Here is an 18,244-nt window from a genome sequence, read left to right on the forward strand (position 1 = left end):
GACATCCTCTTACATTTATCCCATATGAAAAACGCATTGATATTATTTGCCGCCAAGGTTAGATATGTACAGCTGATTGCGCTAATGACAATCATATTCATCGGATTGTCCCCAATCAAACAGGTACATGCGCACCCGCATGTATTTGTAGACTGTTCCCTGACCTTTGAATTTGACAAACAGGGGTTAAAAGGAGTGCGTCAGAAGTGGTGGTTTGACGAAATGTTTGCAGCAATGATTCTGGGTGATTTTGATAAAAATCACGATAACAAACTTTCGCCAGATGAAGCAGCGGCTCTTGAGCAAGGGGCCTTCGTAAACCTCAAGAACTTCGATTACTTCACACGCATCTTCGTCGACGGCAAACCTTTCAAGCCGGTTGAAGCAACTGAGTTTAAACCCGCAATCGAAGATGGAACACTGGTATACTACTTTCTCGTCCCTTTAAGGTTTGAGAAAACCCCTCATACAGTCAAAGTAGCTATTTTTGATAAAAGTTTTTACACATCCATTCTGATGGATCCTCAAAACAACATCAAAGGTGCACCTGATAATATAAAACCAACTCTTGCAGTGGAACCGGTAGCGGAAATGGCATACTTCTATGGCCAGATTGTTCCTGAAGCCGCTGTGCTGACAATGAGCCCCCGCTAAATGAACAGAATCATATTTTTCCTGCTGCTGATTGCAGTATCATTTACTTTTACTGCTGCTCTGACCCCTGAAGCCCAGTCTGCGACCAATCCTTTCCTGAGCCCGAATAATCAGGAGACTTCCAAAGAGGCAGTTCCCTCCTCCCCTGAGCACAGATCCCGTTTCGGTGAGAATAAACAGCCGCTATCCCAGTCCTCTCTGGACAAAACATCGCAGTCCCCCTCCCTGTACGGAACAATAATGGCGAAGATTACAATTCTCCAAAAAGAGATACGCCTGAAACTTACCGGATTCGCCCGGGGAATAAAGAAAGACCCGTGGGGAAAGTCCCTATGGATGTTTCTGGGATTTTCCTTTCTTTACGGGATAGTTCATGCTGTGGGCCCGGGGCACGGCAAATCGGTAGTATGCGCCTATTTTTTATCCCGTTCGGGCTCCATGGCCGGGGCCTCATTCATGTCCTGGCTCATAACCCTAGTCCATGTCGGATCCGCCACATTGACAGTATGCCTTGCGTACTTTCTGTTTAAGAGCGGAATGTCCGGATTCGAAAGTTTTAATCATTATCTGCAGAGTGCCAGCTTCGGACTTGTTGCCCTGATAGGTCTCTGGCTTACGGTTTGTGCTTTAAAATCCTTCAGGCTAAGTAGGAAGGACGAATGCCATGAGACTAAACAGTCTTCTTTGAAGGAGATCGCCCTGGTTGCTCTGGTTACAGGCATTGTACCCTGCCCGGGAGCAGCTATAATCCTTGTTTACAGCCTTTCAACTGGCATCCTTAAATCAGGATTACTGGCCATGGTCTTTCTGGCCACCGGCATGGCTGTCACCACATCTTTATTTGCTTTTACTGCGGCCAAAACACGCTGCATGGTAGACCGTGCTTCCACATCCTCGAAACTATCTATAGCATATTCCCTCCTCTCTCTCTGCGGAGGACTGGTAATACTCGGATTCGGCACAATAATGCTTACCGCTCACCTATCCTGACCCCGGAAGTCAGCACATACATGAAATCATGCCATGACAGAGCCCTCTTTCCATGTTAGAAGAGAATTAAGAGCTTTGTCCTGTTCCCGAACAAAAAACAGGAGTATTTCAAGTAAACTGAGAAAAGAACCTACAGCCAAGCAGACTAAGAACTGCACGACTGCTAATGAATCTCCAAGAAAATCCAAGAGTAATCAATCTTGTTGGTTATGAAAGTTTCAGCCCTTTGCATATAGGAGCGGACACAACTATCTGCCGCGCCGTGAGGAGCTATGATGAGCTTAATGTGCTTGTTAAGTTTCCCAATTCGGACCTGCCCTCACCCCGTATTTTATCCGGCCTTAAAAATGAATTCGCCGCAACTCAGGAACTAAGCGGCCAAGGCATAGTTCAAACACTTTCCCTTCAGCGAACCGAAAATTCACTTGCCCTAATACACGAAGACCGTGATTTTATTCTTCTGAATAATATTATTGAAAAAAACAAGCTCAGCTTACTTGAGAAGACACAGCTCGCCGTCAAGATGACGAAATCCTTAGGCAAAGTTCACGCCAAGGGTTACCTGCACAGGAATATCAGGCCCTGCAGCATTGCTCTGCCCGGCGACTTAAGTGAGGCACTGCTCACAAACCTTCAATTCAGCACAAAAATTACAGAAGTTGCCGCCGGTTCAAACGCAGCTTTTATTTCCGAAGAAAACCTTGCTTATATCTCCCCGGAACAGACTGGAAGAGTCAGCAGTGAACTCGACCGGAGATCCGACTATTATTCACTGGGTGTGACCCTGTATGAACTTTTCACCAACAGGCAGCCCTTTACGGCCGATGATGCCCTTGAACTCATCCATTGCCATCTTGCCAAAGAACCCGTTGCTCCCCATATCGTCGACCAGAAAATTCCTCTTCCTTTGTCTGAAGTTATCCTCAAACTTCTGGCAAAATCCCCGGGTGAACGTTACCAGTCGGCGCATGGCCTGATACAGGACCTCAAAGCATGCCTTAGAATCATTGAGAATGAAGACTCTGCGGACAGCTTTGCTCTTGGACATCATGATATTTCTGACAGCTTCACTCTCTCCAGAAGACTTTTCGGGCGCAAGGAAGAGAAGGAAACAATCCTCAAAGCCTACAAGAAAAGTTCTCTGGGCAGCACGGAGGCAGTGATTGTCCGTGGAGAACAGGGATGCGGCAAAACCTCTCTGATCCGCTCCATCAGCAAGCAGATACTGCTGGACCGAGGTGAATTCATCTCCGGTAAATTCGATCAGTTCCAGCGCAACCGCCCTTACAGTGCAATTATTCAGGCATTTCAGGAAATGCTGCGCAAAAGATTAAACAGTCCGCCAATGGTAATTGAGGCATGGAAAAAGCGGATTACCGATATGCTGGGAGATAATTGCGCCCTGATTACTGAAGTAATCCCTGAGCTTGAACGACTGACAGGTCCTCAAAGGGCACCGGTTGAACTTCCTCTTGCTGAATCGCGCAACAGATTTAATCAGACATTCAAAAATTTCATCAAAGTATTTCCCAGTCCGGAGCGTCCTCTGGTCCTATTTCTGGACGACCTGCAGTGGGCCGACAGATCCAGTCTTCAGCTCATAAAAAGACTTATGGATGACAAAGAGACTTCGTATCTTTTGTTCATCGGGTCATACAGGACCGACCAGCCTGTGGAAGAAGATATCGCGGATATTCTTACGGATATTGAAGAACTCAGTCCGAATGTTGAGGCAATAACAGTTGAGCGCCTGAAAATGCGACATGTTCACGGCTTTATCAGCCGGACATTACGCACTGACCGGAAAAGGACAGAGGGACTGGCAAAGATTGTATTCACTCAGACCGGAGGTAATCCACTATTCCTGCGCGAATACATGCGCAATCTCTACCGGAGCGGACTGATAGTATTCAACCATGAACATTCACGCTGGGAATGGGATCTGAAAGCCATCAAGGACATATCTGTTGACGGTAATATTGTAGAACTGATGGCAGAAAAAATTATGTCCCAGCCACTCGAAGGACAGGAGATTCTTAAAACCGCCTCATGCATCGGCGGAAAATTCGACTTGAGAATATTGATGGCGGTGCTGGATTCCCCGGAAGAAGTGGTCATGGACTACCTCAACATGGCTTTGCAGGAAGGACTTATAGTTTCTGATAAAGAGGCTCCCACGACAAGAATAAGCCTGGATCAGGATACCAAAAGTCCGCAATACCTTTCATTCATGCATGACCGGGTCCAACAGGCAGCATACTCCATGCTTACTCAAACCGAAAAAAACGCCTATCACCTCAGGATAGGCAGGGCCATGCTCGAAAATTACAACAGGCAGGAAGTTCATGACATTATTTTTGAAGTAGCAGCCCAGTACAGTCTCTGCCTTGATAAAATTACCGACCAGCGGGAACAACAGGAAATTGCCGACATATTCCTTCTTTCAGGCAGAAAAGCCAAAAGAAGTTCAGCTTTTGAAATGGCTGGAAACTACATTTCCAAAGCAGTCAAAATGTATGGAGATTCCAGTTGGGATTACGATTACCAAAATTCATTTGAGATGTACCTGGAATGGTATGAATGCGAATATTTGAGCGGATCGGTGAAACAATCCGAAACAATTTTTAAACAGATTCTTGAACATGCCCGGAACAAAAAAGATCTGGTTAAAGCCAATACAACCAGGCTTCAACTTTATTTTGATCAGAGCCGCTACCATGAAGCTGTCCAGATAGGCAGGGAAATGCTTTCGCTGCATGGAATTAATATACCTTTGAATCCCTCCAGAACATTCTTGTCACTGGAACTTTTGAAAACCAGGCTCACTCTCGGTAAAAAAACAGCAGAAGAATTACTTAATATGGCCGAAATGGAAAACCCCGATCACTTGGAAATCATGCGATTGTTCATGTACACGATAGCTCCGGCATACATGTTCAACAAAAAAATGGTTTTCCTGATGGTTATGAAAATGATCAGGCTTTCCATTAAGCATGGCAACTCACCCTTTTCCGCATATGGGTATATGTTTTACGCCATGCATCTTGCAGCGAAAGACTTTTCTTTCGACAAATCAAAAGACTTCAAAGAACTGGCTGTTAAGTTGAACAGGAAGTTCAATAATCCTGAGTTGGAAACAAAAATAGGAATGCTGCGGGGAGCACTACACGACCACTGGCATTACCCCATCTCCCAGAATATCAGCACTCTTGAAACAGCATTCCGGAGCGGCCTCCTGCATGGCGACAACTCTTACGCCCGCTACTGCACATATTTCATCATCTACTACCGTTTCCTTCAGGGTAATTCAATTTCAGAAGTATATGAATATGCTGACAAACTATCCAGCTTCGTCCAGAAAAACAACAGCTCTTTAAGCGACAGCATTATGAGAATGGCTGTCCAGATGTGCAAAAGCCTTCAAGGTAAAACATATACCCCCGGCTATCTGGATGACGACATATTCCAGGAGAATCATCTGGTTAACATGGCCAGGAGCAGTGGCTCGGAGGTTGTAGAGCACTGGACCTCAGTTTCCAAGATAATCACTCTCTCCTTTTTCGGCTACCACAGCAAGGCTCTGGAATACATAGAGGATATATACAACGGAGTCGAAAGGACTCTTTTTGGAATGTATACTGTTCCTGTATTCCACCTTTTCAGCATCGTGAACATGACTGCTGTTTATAAAGACATTTCCAGAGCCAGACAAAAACAATACCTCAAGCAGATATACCACTCCCTGTCATTGCTGGAGAAATGGCAACAGAACTGTCCTGAAAACTTCAGACACATGTACAGTCTGGCCAAAGCCGAACTCTACCGTCTGACTGACAGAAAAGGAGATGCGTTATATCTTTACGAGGAAGCTGTGAGGAGCAGCCTGAAAATAGGTTCCTTCGGATTTGCCGGACTGGCCTGTGAACTGGCTGCAGAATTTCACTTTTCGGTCGGAGGAAAAAAATCAGGCCTTGTGATGCTCACCGAGGCCTGTGACCACTATGAAAAGTGGGGGGCAACCGCAAAAGTTCAGCGACTGATACAGGATCACCGTCTATTACAGAATGAAGGGCGTGGACCTTTTACCGGGTTTGACAGATTCGCCTTGAATGACAATCACAAAACCGGCCATTCTCTTGATATTTCTGCAGTGATTAAAGCTTCACAGGCGATTTCCGGTGAAATAGTTCTGGACAGGCTTCTGGACAAGCTCATGCGTATAGTAATCGAAAATGCCGGAGCGCAGAAAGCCTGCCTGTTGCTGCACAACAAGAATAAACTTGAACTGACCGCTCATGCATTTGTCTCACCCCATGGTATAACCACCAAAATAAAACAGGATCACGATCAGGAACTCTACTGCAAAAGTATTGTAAACTATGTTCTGCGCTCCAAGGATAATATAGTATTGAGGGATGCCGGATCTCAAGGTCCCTTCACCATAGACAGCTATATAATCAGATATAAGCCCAAATCCATTCTGGCCATGCCTGTAGTGAACCAGCAGATCATGCGCGGAGTGCTTTATCTTGAAAACAACCTGAGTCCGGGTGTCTTTACGGAAGATCGCCTTGAAGTCCTCAATCTACTGTGTTCACAGGCAGCCATTTCCATCCAGAATGCCCGTCTGTATTCAGACCTGCGCGATTCGGAGACACAGCACAGAACACTTCTGGAAAGAATCAATGTCGGCGCTTTCCGCTGTGAGGCGGACCGCGATGGAAGACTCCTTAAAGGCAACAGGGCCCTTGCAGAAATGTTCGGCTACCACAACTGGCCGGAATTCAGGAGCACTCCCTTACGCTCCCTATTTATTGAGCCCCGCCTTTATGAAAGTATTCTTGATGAATTGATCATCGGATATAATGTTCAGGACAGGGAAATCCAGATGCGACGCCGGGATGGCACCCTTATCTGGGTGAATACCACTGCTTCACTCAACCGTGACGGGTCAGAACGGGAGCATTGCATCGAAGGCGTGCTTGAAGATGTTACCGAGAAAAGAAAAGCCCGCGAACTTGAACGAGCAAAAGTTGCAGCTGATGCCGCCAACAAGGCAAAAAGCGACTTTCTGGCCAGCATGAGCCATGAAATTCGAACCCCCATGAACGCCATACTGGGTATGGCTGATATGCTGTGGGAATCGCGCCTGAACAAGACTCAACGTAACTATGTAAAAATTTTCAAAAATGCTGGAGAGAATCTGCTTCTCCTGATTAATGATATTCTCGACCTTTCCAAAATAGAGGCAGGACAGATCACCCTTGAAGAGATTGATTTTAATCTTGAAGAACTGTTCGAAGAAGTAGGATCTATTTTCGCTCTGCGAGCCCAGATAAAAAACATTGAGTTCTGCTGGCATATTCGCGGTGATGTTCCCAAAATCATCACCGGTGACCCGACACGCCTGCGCCAGGTACTCGTCAACCTGGTCGGCAACTCCCTTAAATTTACGGAAAGAGGCTCAATAACCATTGAGGTAGATGTAACTGAAAGGGGCATGCTCAGGGTAATCATCAGGGATACCGGAGTCGGAATACCCGAAGAAAAAATGAACTCCATTTTCGAAACATTTTCTCAGGCGGACTCCTCCACCACCCGTAATTTCGGCGGAACAGGGCTTGGTCTTTCAATATGCAAACGCATGGTTGAAAGCATGGGGGGAGCTATTTTTGTCAGTAGTCAGCCGGAGAAGGGCTCCTCCTTTGCCTTCACCATACTTCCCCAATTTCCAATACAACCTGAGATAGACCCACCAATGACTGAGATGTCAATCCTTATGGTCGACCGTGAATCTGTATGCCGGGACTTTTTATGCCAGAGCCTTACTGATCTGGGAGCATCCGTCCATCTTGCTGAAGACCTTGGGCAGGCTTCAGCCGCGGCTGCGGAAATATCCCTCTCCGACTATGATAGCAGAATACTGATTGTAGGAACTCCCCGTGGCAAGGATGACCGGTTCGAAGTGTTAAAAAAACTTAAGCATGGCCCTTGCAGTGAGTGGAAACTGCTTATGCTGATGGAGGCCAAAGCACAGCCAAGAGCAACAGCCAGAGTGAAACAGCTTGGAGCAAGCTATGTGCACCGTCCCGTGGTTCCTCAAGCTGTAGTGGAAGAAATAAGATATGCCGACAACCACTCGATGGCAGATGAACAATATTATTCAAGCAGAGAGCCTGCTTTCGAAATTGAACCAAAGGAACAGCACGTGGATAACTTAACAGCGGACTCTGCTACCCCGGTAAAAAAATCAGTTCTCCTCATAGAAGATTCCGAAGACAACAGAATGGTTATAGACCTTTTCCTTAAGAAGCACCCTTACGAAATAACTTATGCTGAAAACGGGAAGGAAGGTCTCGAAAAATTCATGGCAGGTGATTTTGATATTGTCCTCATGGATATTCAGATGCCTGTAATGGATGGATATGAGGCAACCATAGCTATCAGGGAATATGAAAGAGAAAACAATCTGGAGCAGACCCCTATTCTGGCTCTGACCGCCAATGCCTTCCAGGAAGATGAGCAGAAATGCCTTGAATGCGGCTGCACAGCCCATCTGGCAAAACCGGTAAAGAAGAAAAAACTCATCAAGACACTGGAAGAATATCTCAGCCTGCAGGACTGAACTACCAGCGGCGGGTCAGGACCGATGCCCACAACCCGGAGACATAATCAGAATACTCCCTGCCCACATGTTCCAGAGGAGTCATGACCCCGGAAAGGCTGATGGCATAGGGCTTCATCAATCTTAATGGATAGTCTTCCTCTTCAAGCTGGAAACCGTTTGAGCTGTCAATCACGGTCAGCATCTCCGAAGGGCTCCGCCCGACAAGCACAGCCTCAGGAAAAAACGAAGCCTCCGATAACTGATCAGGAAAACCTTCAAACAGAGTACGGGCGATAAAAATAAAATCCTCCTTCCAGAGACTGTGATTCACACTGGGCAGAGTTTCATTGCTTACGAAATTCAACCGGCGGTCTTCCAGAAAACCGTAACTCTCAACTTTTTTAGCGTCCGCAACCAGAACATTGCCAATCCCCATCCGACCCATTACATCATTAGTACGCTCAGCTACAATCTGGTTACGTTCAATCCCGACAAGAGAAAAGCCATCAAAACCATTACGAAGGGCCTGAACACTCATAGCAAGCATAAGCACCCCGGTTCCGGCTCCGATATCCAGTCCGGTAAAAGCCTCGCCGTCCAGTGCAGACTCTGCTCCGGCGATTGCCTTGAAAATGTGGGCACTTTTAGGGAGATCAGCAAGCATGCATAGAGCAAAACCGTAAGAAAGCAGTTCCTTACGAAGATCTTCACTGTTTTCCAGAACATCACTGCCCAGCCTGCGGTGAACAAATTGATCAAAAAGCAGAGAGATTTCGCTTAGATCCTGAACTGTTTCGTGTGACCCCGGATAAACATAAGCATGAAAGAACTTCACAAGTATATTCATAAGCAACTGCCCATCCAGTTCGCGAGAAGGGTCCCCGGCCTCATCCAGATCGGCAGACAGTGAAGTTTTACGGTAGAGTTCTTCCTGAAGAACCATTTCCGGCATGGGCGGACGCTGTAATAACCGCAGGCTGGCTTTCTTTATCATTCTTATTCACCCGTTAGAAATTATACGCATAGGTCTTTATTTCTGATCGTAACCTCTTTCAAAAACGAAAGCTACAATATGAATCACAGAAGAGTCTTAATCAAATAAAACACGCAACGCAAAAACCGTACATAGACTCCCGGGGAGTGAACTTGTACTTGACCTTTGTGCTAATCCTGATACGGACAAGCCAGCACTTACGGTGAACATCTATATATAAACTAGCCGAACCCCGGCTTCCACTACAGTTCACCACCGATCAGAACATAATCAATACACAGGAAATATATCATGTCCCAGAATATAGACGCCAATATCCGGAAGGAAGTCGAGCGGAGAAGAACTTTCGGAATCATCAGCCACCCTGACGCAGGTAAGACCACCCTTACTGAAAAACTGCTGCTATACGGTGGAGCCATTCAGATGGCGGGAACAGTGAAATCCCGCAAGGCAAACCGACACGCGACATCCGACTGGATGGCAATGGAGCAGGAACGCGGGATCTCGGTTACAACCTCTGTCATGAAATTCAATTACAAGGATTATGAGGTAAACCTGCTCGACACCCCCGGTCACCAGGATTTTTCCGAAGATACTTACAGGGTGCTCACTGCCGTTGACTCGGCTCTCATGGTCATTGACTGCGCCAAAGGTGTTGAGGTCCAGACAAAGAAACTTATGGAAGTATGCCGCATGCGCGACACTCCCATTATCACCTTCATCAACAAAATGGACCGCGAAGGAATAGATCCATTTGACCTGCTGCAGGATATTGAAGATACCCTTAAGATTGAATGTGCCCCCCTTAGCTGGCCCGTGGGAATGGGAGCCGATTTCAAAGGCACTTACAATATCCACAAAGGCGAACTGCATCTCTTCTCCGCTGTACACGGCGGAGGAATCCAGAAAGGTGAAGTGATCAAGGATCTTTCCAGCTCCCGTCTGGACGAGCTTCTGGGAGAACAGGCCGATCAGCTTCGTGAGGAACTAGAGCTTCTTGAAGGGGCCGGTTATCCCTTCGATAAGGAACGCTATTTGGCCGGTAAACAGACTCCAGTCTTTTTCGGTAGCGCCATTAACAACTTCGGCGTTCAGGAAATGCTGGATTCTTTTGTAGAACTCGCCCCCCATCCCAAGCCAAGAGCGACCACCACCCGCGAAGTTTCTCCCTTTGAAAAGGACTTTACTGCTGTCGCATTCAAAATTCAGGCTAACATGGACCCGGCACACCGGGACCGTATTGCTTTCATGCGCATCTGCTCCGGAAAATTCAAACGAGGCATGAAGGTGCGCCACCATAGGATAGGCAAGGAAGTTCAAATCGCCAATGCCACAATATTCATGGCCCAGGACAGGACTGGCGTTGAGGAAGCCTACCCCGGAGACATCATCGGGGTACACAACCACGGCACAATTAAAATCGGCGACACATTCACCTCCTCCAAGGAAGAACTGAAATTCACCGGTATTCCCAACTTCGCCCCTGAGCATTTCCGCCGGGTTATTCTCAAAGACCCGATGAAAAGCAAACAGCTGGACAAAGGGCTCCACCAGCTTGCAGAAGAAGGAGCTGTTCAGCTTTTCAAGCCTCTGGGAAACAATGATAAGATTATGGGGGCCGTAGGTCTTCTCCAGTTTGATGTTATCATGTCCCGCCTCAGAGATGAATACGGAGTCGCGGCCCTGTATGAACCGGTTGAATACCACACTGCCCGCTGGCTAAGCAGTGATGAACAGAAAGAACTGGATGGGATCAAAAAACGCTACCCCCGTTTTGTTGCTCTCGACGGTGACGACAACCTGACCTTTCTGGCCCCCAGCCAATGGAGGCTGCAGCAGGCTGAAGAGGAATGGCCCAAGATTAAATTCAATAAAACAAGAGAACACCAGTAGGTGTTCTCTGCCCGGACAATAGAACGTAAAATGTTACATGGGGTTGACGAACCCTTGATACCTTAATATCCAAAAGCAGGACAAATACAGTTTCACGGTCGGGGAGTGCCAGGTTAGAGGACCGTTTTCCGCCTTCCTTTTTCTCCGGCCGTTCTGCTGAAATGCGCCCGTCAGTTCAGATCTATATCCTGCCCGCCCGTGATTTTTCAGGCCTTTTTCCTGAAGCATCACGGGCCGGTAGGAACTATCTGTTGTGAATTGCAACGTGATATTTCAACCAATACCGGAAACCGTCTTTTATATGCAAGTACCTGAAAAATATAAGAAAAAGTTCACTAAGGCTGAAATTAACGAACTGCCGCTTAGACAGTATGAAGGGCCTATCAAACTGATTGATACGGAAGAGGATGTACCGGCTGCCCTTGAAGAAATATGCAGATGCCCTCTTCTTGGATTCGACACTGAAACCAGACCGGTCTTCCGAAAAGGGGTTTCCTACCCTCCCTCTCTTATCCAACTGGCCACTGAAGACTGCGTATACCTCCTGCATCTAAGTCATATTTCACTTTCCGACTGCATAAAAAAAATGCTCTCCTCTGCCGATATAATTAAAACCGGGGTGGCTGTTATTAACGACGTCAAAGAACTCAGGGAAGTTTCATCCTTTGAGGGCAGAGGCTTCGTAGACCTTGGCGACCTCGCCCGGTCACTTGAGATGCAGACCAACGGGCTGCGCAATCTGGCTGCCAACCTGCTTGGATTCAGGATATCCAAGGGAGTGCAGTGCTCCAACTGGGGGCGCAAGGAGCTGACCCCGCAACAGATAACCTACGCTGCGACCGATGCCTGGGTCAGCAGGGAAATCTATCTTAAATTTCAGGCTCTGGGTGTTCTGTAATAATACCGGAATAACAAGAAAGGCATGGTCAACTTCACATCATAAAAAAGAGAGAAACATGAATACCCGACTTATCCTTGCCTTACTGCTTACCTTTTCTACCTTGGTTCTTCCTGCATGGGCACAGGATAATTGTGCATCTTTACTTACCAATGCTCTTGAAAATACCTCCGGAGTGGAAGCTGTGGAGCATGAGAACAACGATTATCTGGTTATTCTGGACTCAAATCTGCGTACTGAAAATATAAAAACTGTTTCCCGGATCAAATCTCTGCGTAACGACAGGATTTCAGCGGAATGTGATTTCTCCAAGTCTGAAATTGTAATACTGGACAGTGATCTCAATTCGATAAAAAGTGGAACCGAGGGTTCATTGAAGAAGTCCGATATCGAAAAGATTTTATATAAATATGTATACTCCCTTAGCCCGGTTGATGTTGAAAAAAACCTTAATGGCTATAACAGACTTCACGCCCTTTCCCCTTCCAACAATTATTATGTGGCACGCCAGAAGCATTATGAAAAACGACTCCAGCTTATTAAGGACCGCAGACAGTTCATAGAAAAGGCGGAAAAAGAAGCTCTGAGGGACAAGTCAATTGTCGACCTCGTAGTCAAAAAAGATTTCTATCTTGCAGTCACCTCCACACAGCACCCTCTATCGACTGTTGAAGCCTTTCTGAACAAAGTAGCTGAACTTACTCCGAAACCTGAGAAAAATATCTGTATTGTTGCCTATTCAGCTGACTTGAAAAAGCGTGAGACAAAATGTCCTCAGGAATACAGGGAATTGCTGCCCGGAACAGAAGAAGAACTGCTGATGCGTCACGTCCAATCGCTTCCCGGATTTCTCATTGAAAAAAATATCAATGGCTATGCTGCCCTGAAAAAGATAAATCCAAGCTCCACACTCTACACTAAAAAATTAAGGGCATATAAAACAAAACTTCACGGCCTTGAAAAATTCATGAACCTCAAAACTTCTTCCGGTAAGAAAATTTTCAATGAATTTAGAAGGGAAGGCCACACTTTGTATGCAACAGTAAGCAATGAAGCCCTTAACGGTAAAACAGAATCAACAGCTCTCAGCTTGTACCGGACCCTTGCAGAATATTACAATTACAGTGGAAGACCATTGAAAAGATGTATCTTGAAGAACCAGGCAGGCACAACTCTTGGAACAATCATGTGCGACAGATCGGGATGCAGTTTCAGATAGCTCCCCTACATTGAAAAATATTCCACCCCGGATTTTAGTTAAATAGTATTCTGCAGCCTTTGCGTTTCCTGAGCCGATTTCGCTAAATTTTATCCGGCACAGCCTCGAATCTCTTCAGCTGTACGAGGGATTGCAGCAATAAAGTCCCCGCTCTATACTCATAAAGATAACATTTTTAACTGGCCCTTGTTCCGGTTCAGGTATACCTTTCCAGTAAAATTTAAATATGGAGGACACAATGGCTAAAACCATTTTTGATCTCGGACTTTCAGTTGAAGCAGTATCCCTTTTTCTGCTTATCGAAGGGCAGGAAGGTAACAAAATAGATCCTGATACGAACTGCAAAGCCAGACCTGACGAGATTTCCATCGAAGGATGCCTGGCCAAATGGAACGGTAATGAAACCGACTTTAATGCAGCTCTTAAAGAACTGACTGCTGCTGGAGCAGTTAAAAACAGTAACTCCCTGCTCAGCATTACAAAAGCGGACACCTGGAAAACAAAGTAGGTCTTTTTGTCTCTTTCTCCCGACATTCTCTGGAACGGACTGGGCTGGCCCCTGTTCAGACTGGTCCTCTTTATCAGCATAGGGCTGCTGATAGGAAACATTGTAGAAGGCTTGAGGTGGGCCAGAACCATGGGGCGCCTGGCGACCCCGCTCATCCGGGCCGGAAGATTGAAAGATATCAGCGGGGCCAGTTTCGCGCTGGCCTTTTTCTCCGGTGTCGCTGCCAACTCCATGCTTTCGGAAGCATATGAAAAAGGTGAAATATCTGACCGGGAACTGGTTGTATCAAACCTTTTCAACAGCCTGCCGACCTACTTCCTTCACATGCCCACTGTCTTTTTCATTGCCGCACCGTTCATCGGAAGCGTTGCCTTCATCTATGTCGGACTGACTCTGATTGCAGCGGTGATCCGTACCGGAGCCATCGTTCTCTGGGGAAGAATAACCCTACCGCCTGATGACTTTACCGCGGACATTATGAGCAAGCTTCAGGAGCATGAACCAAAATCCTTTTCGGCCATTCTAAAGAAAGCTCTCAAAAGACTCAAAAAAAGGCTGCCCCGGGTTATTTATATCACCGTGCCTATCTATATCGTTTTTTTCTTTCTGCGCCATTACGGGCTATTCAACGACTTCCAGAGCTATCTCAGTGAACACATGACCTTCCTGTCATGGCTCAGTCCACAGGTTTTCGGTATAATCGCGTTCAGTCTGGCCGCAGAATTCACCGCAGGGCTGGCCGCAGCCGGCTCACTTCTGCATGCCGGGACACTGGAACCGCACAGCATAGTGCTGGCGCTTATGATTGGAAATATTCTCTCCACGCCAATGAGGGCCTTACGCCACCAGCTTCCCTATTACGCAGGAATTTTCCGGGGCCGGATGGCACTCAAGCTGATTATTTACAATCAGGGATTACGCACGCTGAGTCTGCTTCTGGTCGGATCAGTATACTTTGTTCTTACTCTCTGATTTAATCGGTGACTGTTAATTACTAGGCGCTCACTGCTACCCGGAAGACAGGTCCCACGATTAGAGGGTCGGAAACCATCTGGCATTTGCAACATGGCGGGGTGATTCACAGTTCCCCTGCTATCCGGTATCAGCACCATGAATTAATAATCCACACGCCCCCGCCCCTTCTTTACCTCTGAACGTCTCTTTTTGCGGTCAAGACGTTTACGCTTAGCGGAGCCGGGGACCCTTGTGGGACGCCTTTTTTTCACAGGCCGCAAAGCCTCGGCAAGCAGACATCTGAAACGGCTTAAAGCCTCTTCCTTATTGCGGTGCTGACTGCGCTGACTGTCACAGGAAATCTGAAGCTCTCCCTTTGAATTTATCCGGTTGGCCAGCCTGGTCCTGATCAGATGCTTCTGATGATCTGAAAGACTCAGCGAACCCTCTACATCAAAAATCAGGGTCACCCGGGACGAAGTGGTGTTAACGTGTTGGCCTCCGGGGCCGGAGCTGCGGCTGGAGATGAAATTTATTTCATTATCGGGTATGGACAATGCGGATGTGATACTTATCATAGCGTCTCAATCGGATGTTACTGTTTTTTGGATGCGTATGTGGCGTACGCATTCTATTGAGTTCGATGTTTTTGGGTCTGCATCGTTCTTACTTTTTTTTAAGGAGAATACAATCATGAAAATAGCACTCCCTTCAAGAGACGGGCAGATTGACGGACATTTCGGTCACTGTGAAGCTTTCACCATCTTCACTCTGGACGAGTCCAAGAATATTGTCGAAGAAGATAAACTTACCCCTCCCCCGGGTTGCGGATGCAAATCCAACATTGTTCCCACACTCGCTGAAATGGGTGTTGAAGTAATGCTTGCAGGCAATATGGGCCAAGGAGCTGTGAACCTCTTGCAGAACAGCGGTATTCAGGTTATCCGCGGTTGCAGCGGTGACCTCAAGGAAGCTGTAGCTCAATGGAGCACCGGTAATGTCACTGATTCCGCAACCGTTTGTGACGACCACGAATCCTGCGGAAATCATTAGGCCTGTCATGGACTGAAACGTCCACGGGTCATAGAAAAAAATTTGGAGATCAACAAACATGAATGAATGTCCCTGCGGTTCCGGCAATGCTTACGAAAGCTGCTGCGAACCTTACATCACAGGTAAAGAACCTGCCCCCACAGCCGAAGCCCTCATGCGTTCCCGTTACTCCGCTTTTGTTGTAAAAAAAGTGGACTATCTGGGAGACACACTGGCTCCCGAAAGCAAGCATGATTACGATGAAGCACAGGTAAAAAACTGGGCTGAAACTTCCACCTGGATGGGACTCACCATTGTTTCCACCTCCAAAGGGCAACCCGAAGACGAAAAGGGCGAAGTAGAATTCATCGCCAAATTCAGACAGCAGGGAGCGATTCATACTCACCACGAAGCCAGCGTTTTTGAAAAACGTGAAGGTAAATGGCTTTATGTGGATGGTGACATCGTGCCTCCCCAGCCAATCAAGAAAGATAAAAAAGTCGGACGCAACGAGCCCTGCCCCTGCGGAAGCGGCAAGAAATACAAGAAGTGCTGCGGTTAATTTAACCTACAGCTTTGAGTCCAGATAAATTAAGCCCCCGTTCCGGTCATCGGTGCGGGGGTTTATTTAGTCAGTCCTGAAAAAGCCGTTTCAGCAGAAGATTAGACGGACATTTTCACCCAACTCAGGTCCTCCCTGTAATTTTTCAATAAAAAAACGGTCGGCTTTTCCGGAATTACCCGGAAAAGCCGACCGTTTTTATTTACTTAACAGCTGAAACGTCCGCTGAAAAACGGACCAGACAGTTATTTAAGAGAGTATTTCAACCAACTCGATATCGAAGACCATAGTCTGGCCTGCGAGGGGATGGTTGCCGTCAAGAACTACCTTTTCATCGGTAACGGACTTAACGGTTACGTTGGTTACACCCTGATCGGTGTTCACCTGAAGCATCATGCCCACTTCGGGGTTGATCTCGGGCGGAATCTGATTGCGGTCAACTTCGAAGGTATGTTCTTCGTGGTAAGGACCGTAGCCTTCTTCAGGACTGATGGTTGCTTTTACTTTTTCACCGACCGAAAGACCTTTGACGGCGTCTTCAAAGCCCTTGATCAGCATTCCCTGGCCGAGAACAATCTCAAGAGGCTCACCCCTTTTGTAAGAGGAGTCGAATTCAGTGCCGTCTTCGAGGGCTCCGGCGTAGTGAACGCGGATTTTGTCGCCGTCTTTGGCTTGGGACATGGATACTCCTTGTGTGTGTCGCGGTCAGCCGATAGGGGCTGTGAACCGCATTGTTTATTATTTTTAAATCAGCTTTTGTCCCACTTATCAGCGGGAACAGCTTCATCCACCAGCATTATCGGGATTTCATCTTTTACCGGGTAGACGACTTTACAGGAATCACATTTGAGCCCGGTTTCGCCTTCGAGAAGTTCAAGTTCCCCTTTGCATTTGGGACAGACCAGAATATCAATCAGTTCTTTATTAAGAGCCATACTAAGGTACTCCTTGCGCATTGTCTGATCAGTACCCTATAACTATAGAAAACAAATTCCTCAACCCCGCAGTTTCCACTTCACGCAATGATGATTACATTCTGCAGGAAACACTCAGTCATTTTGGAGAGAATCAGATGCCAGCCATTGACCTGCACACACATTCCACAGCTTCAGACGGAACAATGCCACCGGAAGAACTTGTCCGCGCTGCCAGAAAGGCCGGACTCTCCGCCATAGCCCTGACAGACCATGATACCATGGACGGTTTACCCGAAGCCCTTGAAACCGGAGTCAAAACCGGGGTTGAAGTCATTCCCGGCTGTGAGCTAAGTGTCCACACAGAGGTAGGAGTGCTTCACATTGTGGGACTCTGGGTAGATCCATATTCCTACAAACTAAAAAAATCTTTTGATGAAATACGCGCCCGCAGAAATAGCAGAAACGAGGGCATGGTAACCAACCTCCGAAAACTGGGTATGGATATTACCATGGAAGATCTTCATGCGGAAGGCTCAGGCACAATCGGACGCCCGCACATGGCCCGAATTATGTTATCAAGGGGGTATGTCAAAGATTTTGAAGAAGCATTTCAGGACTATCTGGGCAAAAACGGGAAGGCCTACATTCCCAAAAATAATATTACCGCAGAGGAAGCATTTGAGCTGCTCCACTCCAACGACGCTACCCCCATACTAGCCCATCCTTATCTGGTGAGCTCTGACGAAGAGATTCTGGAAAGCGAAATTCGCAGGCTTAAAGACCTTGGCCTTGAGGGAATTGAAGTATATTACAGCTCACACACTATCGAGATGACAGGTTTCATCAAGAAAATGGCCAAAAAATATAATCTGCAGGCCAGTGGCGGATCGGACTTCCACGGATACGTCAAACCAGACATACAGCTCGGCAAGGGCGCAGGAAATCTTTTTGTCCACCATAGCGTTCTTGATGACCTAAAAGCCTTCAGGCAGTCCAAAGGACTTAAAATATAACTT

The 18,244-nt window shown here is 46.9% G+C and carries 15 protein-coding genes; 11 read left to right on the forward strand and 4 right to left on the reverse strand.

Annotated features, from left to right (window positions below; genetic code table 11):
* Nucleotides 1–84: 84 nt before the first annotated feature.
* From ACZ5PW_RS01940 to ACZ5PW_RS01950, 3 genes are all read left to right on the forward strand, one after another.
* Nucleotides 85–654: a DUF1007 family protein gene (locus ACZ5PW_RS01940; RefSeq protein WP_464557548.1), complete on the forward strand. Its 570-nt coding sequence runs from the start codon at nucleotides 85–87 to the stop codon at nucleotides 652–654.
* Nucleotides 655–1,644: a nickel/cobalt transporter gene (locus ACZ5PW_RS01945; RefSeq protein ID WP_464557550.1), complete on the forward strand. Its 990-nt coding sequence runs from the start codon at nucleotides 655–657 to the stop codon at nucleotides 1,642–1,644.
* A gap of 166 nt (nucleotides 1,645–1,810) precedes the next feature.
* Complete coding sequence (locus ACZ5PW_RS01950) at nucleotides 1,811–8,269, forward strand: AAA family ATPase (protein ID WP_464557552.1); 6,459 nt, start codon at nucleotides 1,811–1,813, stop codon at nucleotides 8,267–8,269.
* A gap of 1 nt (nucleotide 8,270) precedes the next feature.
* Here ACZ5PW_RS01950 and ACZ5PW_RS01955 read toward each other — a convergent pair whose 3' ends face one another.
* The gene (locus ACZ5PW_RS01955) at nucleotides 8,271–9,245 is read right to left on the reverse strand and encodes a hypothetical protein (RefSeq protein WP_464557553.1); all 975 of its coding nucleotides are present in this window, start codon (nucleotides 9,243–9,245) and stop codon (nucleotides 8,271–8,273) included.
* A 303-nt stretch (nucleotides 9,246–9,548) separates the two neighbouring features.
* Between ACZ5PW_RS01955 and ACZ5PW_RS01960 the strand changes: the two genes are divergently transcribed.
* The 5 genes from ACZ5PW_RS01960 (at nucleotide 9,549) to ACZ5PW_RS01980 (ending at nucleotide 14,735) form a co-directional block, all read left to right on the forward strand.
* A complete protein-coding gene (locus ACZ5PW_RS01960) occupies nucleotides 9,549–11,138 on the forward strand; it encodes a peptide chain release factor 3 (RefSeq protein ID WP_464560471.1) in 1,590 nt (529 codons plus the stop codon).
* A gap of 301 nt (nucleotides 11,139–11,439) precedes the next feature.
* The gene (locus ACZ5PW_RS01965; protein ID WP_464557554.1) at nucleotides 11,440–12,036 is read left to right on the forward strand and encodes a 3'-5' exonuclease; all 597 of its coding nucleotides are present in this window, start codon (nucleotides 11,440–11,442) and stop codon (nucleotides 12,034–12,036) included.
* Nucleotides 12,037–12,094: 58 nt separating this feature from the next.
* Entirely contained in the window at nucleotides 12,095–13,255 is a 1,161-nt protein-coding gene (locus ACZ5PW_RS01970; RefSeq protein ID WP_464557556.1) for a hypothetical protein, read from the forward strand.
* Nucleotides 13,256–13,493: 238 nt separating this feature from the next.
* Nucleotides 13,494–13,763 carry a hypothetical protein gene (locus ACZ5PW_RS01975; protein WP_464557557.1) on the forward strand — a complete coding sequence of 90 codons (270 nt, stop codon included), beginning with the start codon at nucleotides 13,494–13,496 and terminating at the stop codon, nucleotides 13,761–13,763.
* 6 nt (nucleotides 13,764–13,769) lie between these two features.
* Nucleotides 13,770–14,735 (forward strand): hypothetical protein, encoded by a 966-nt coding sequence (locus ACZ5PW_RS01980; RefSeq protein ID WP_464557559.1) that lies wholly within the window; start codon nucleotides 13,770–13,772, stop codon nucleotides 14,733–14,735.
* Between the two features lie 143 nt (nucleotides 14,736–14,878).
* On the opposite strand, the gene arfB is transcribed toward ACZ5PW_RS01980, so the two are convergent.
* Complete coding sequence (gene arfB / locus ACZ5PW_RS01985) at nucleotides 14,879–15,295, reverse strand: alternative ribosome rescue aminoacyl-tRNA hydrolase ArfB (protein WP_464557560.1); 417 nt, start codon at nucleotides 15,293–15,295, stop codon at nucleotides 14,879–14,881.
* A gap of 115 nt (nucleotides 15,296–15,410) precedes the next feature.
* Between arfB and ACZ5PW_RS01990 the strand changes: the two genes are divergently transcribed.
* Nucleotides 15,411–15,770, forward strand: a complete 360-nt coding sequence (locus tag ACZ5PW_RS01990; protein WP_464557561.1) for a NifB/NifX family molybdenum-iron cluster-binding protein — start codon at nucleotides 15,411–15,413, stop codon at nucleotides 15,768–15,770.
* A 58-nt stretch (nucleotides 15,771–15,828) separates the two neighbouring features.
* Nucleotides 15,829–16,311 carry a YchJ family protein gene (locus ACZ5PW_RS01995; RefSeq protein ID WP_464557562.1) on the forward strand — a complete coding sequence of 161 codons (483 nt, stop codon included), beginning with the start codon at nucleotides 15,829–15,831 and terminating at the stop codon, nucleotides 16,309–16,311.
* Nucleotides 16,312–16,560: 249 nt separating this feature from the next.
* On the opposite strand, the gene ACZ5PW_RS02000 is transcribed toward ACZ5PW_RS01995, so the two are convergent.
* Nucleotides 16,561–16,992 carry an FKBP-type peptidyl-prolyl cis-trans isomerase gene (locus tag ACZ5PW_RS02000; protein WP_464557563.1) on the reverse strand — a complete coding sequence of 144 codons (432 nt, stop codon included), beginning with the start codon at nucleotides 16,990–16,992 and terminating at the stop codon, nucleotides 16,561–16,563.
* A gap of 68 nt (nucleotides 16,993–17,060) precedes the next feature.
* Nucleotides 17,061–17,246 (reverse strand): Trm112 family protein, encoded by a 186-nt coding sequence (locus ACZ5PW_RS02005; protein ID WP_464557565.1) that lies wholly within the window; start codon nucleotides 17,244–17,246, stop codon nucleotides 17,061–17,063.
* Nucleotides 17,247–17,383: 137 nt separating this feature from the next.
* Here ACZ5PW_RS02005 and ACZ5PW_RS02010 point away from each other — a divergent pair, with 137 nt between their 5' ends.
* Nucleotides 17,384–18,241: a PHP domain-containing protein gene (locus ACZ5PW_RS02010; protein WP_464557566.1), complete on the forward strand. Its 858-nt coding sequence runs from the start codon at nucleotides 17,384–17,386 to the stop codon at nucleotides 18,239–18,241.
* The last annotated feature ends 3 nt before the right edge of the window (nucleotides 18,242–18,244 follow it).

Source organism: Maridesulfovibrio salinus, assembly GCF_055394525.1.

Excerpts from the sequence above, each read along its gene's own strand:
- ACZ5PW_RS01950 (WP_464557552.1), top strand. The coding sequence starts at position 1,811 with ATGAATCTCCAAGAAAATCCAAGAGTAATCAATCTTGTTGGTTATGAA.
- ACZ5PW_RS01955 (WP_464557553.1), bottom strand. The coding sequence starts at position 9,245 with ATGATAAAGAAAGCCAGCCTGCGGTTATTACAGCGTCCGCCCATGCCG.
- ACZ5PW_RS02000 (WP_464557563.1), bottom strand. The coding sequence starts at position 16,992 with ATGTCCCAAGCCAAAGACGGCGACAAAATCCGCGTTCACTACGCCGGA.
- ACZ5PW_RS01965 (WP_464557554.1), top strand. The coding sequence starts at position 11,440 with ATGCAAGTACCTGAAAAATATAAGAAAAAGTTCACTAAGGCTGAAATT.
- ACZ5PW_RS01940 (WP_464557548.1), top strand. The coding sequence starts at position 85 with ATGACAATCATATTCATCGGATTGTCCCCAATCAAACAGGTACATGCG.
- ACZ5PW_RS02005 (WP_464557565.1), bottom strand. The coding sequence starts at position 17,246 with ATGGCTCTTAATAAAGAACTGATTGATATTCTGGTCTGTCCCAAATGC.
- ACZ5PW_RS02010 (WP_464557566.1), top strand. The coding sequence starts at position 17,384 with ATGCCAGCCATTGACCTGCACACACATTCCACAGCTTCAGACGGAACA.
- ACZ5PW_RS01970 (WP_464557556.1), top strand. The coding sequence starts at position 12,095 with ATGAATACCCGACTTATCCTTGCCTTACTGCTTACCTTTTCTACCTTG.
- ACZ5PW_RS01975 (WP_464557557.1), top strand. The coding sequence starts at position 13,494 with ATGGCTAAAACCATTTTTGATCTCGGACTTTCAGTTGAAGCAGTATCC.
- ACZ5PW_RS01945 (WP_464557550.1), top strand. The coding sequence starts at position 655 with ATGAACAGAATCATATTTTTCCTGCTGCTGATTGCAGTATCATTTACT.
- ACZ5PW_RS01990 (WP_464557561.1), top strand. The coding sequence starts at position 15,411 with ATGAAAATAGCACTCCCTTCAAGAGACGGGCAGATTGACGGACATTTC.
- arfB (WP_464557560.1), bottom strand. The coding sequence starts at position 15,295 with ATGATAAGTATCACATCCGCATTGTCCATACCCGATAATGAAATAAAT.
- ACZ5PW_RS01995 (WP_464557562.1), top strand. The coding sequence starts at position 15,829 with ATGAATGAATGTCCCTGCGGTTCCGGCAATGCTTACGAAAGCTGCTGC.